Origin of the sequence: Massilia agrisoli (assembly GCF_020831365.1) — a bacterium.
Lineage (GTDB): Bacteria > Pseudomonadota > Gammaproteobacteria > Burkholderiales > Burkholderiaceae_D > Telluria_A > Telluria_A agrisoli.
This window is the reverse complement of the sequence record NZ_JAJHPV010000001.1, coordinates 570-883: the sequence shown is the minus strand read 5'-3', so window position 1 is coordinate 883 and position 314 is coordinate 570. Positions and strand designations below refer to the sequence as shown.

Sequence of the window (314 nt, the reverse complement as noted above, 5' to 3'; positions counted from 1 at the left end):
TAGCCTTGGAGGATGGTCCCCCCATGTTCAGACAGGATTTCTCGTGTCCCGCCCTACTTGTCGCATACTTAGTTCCACACATCGCATTTCGTGTACGGGGCTATCACCCGCTATGGCCAGAATTTCCAGTCTGTTCCACTATGCGTCATGCTAAATCATGCAGGCTCATCCCATTTCGCTCGCCACTACTTTGGGAATCTCGGTTGATTTATTTTCCTGCAGCTACTTAGATGTTTCAGTTCGCCGCGTTCGCTTTGCATACCTATGTATTCAGTATGCAATGACCTAAAAGGCCGGGTTTCCCCATTCGGAAA

Annotated in this window: 1 rRNA gene (only partly in view); it reads right to left on the bottom strand. The window is 49.0% G+C overall.

Annotated elements, in window-relative coordinates:
• Positions 1 to 314: ribosomal RNA gene (locus LMJ30_RS00020) — 23S ribosomal RNA — on the bottom strand (its annotated part continues 181 nt past the right edge of the window); the annotation flags it as partial.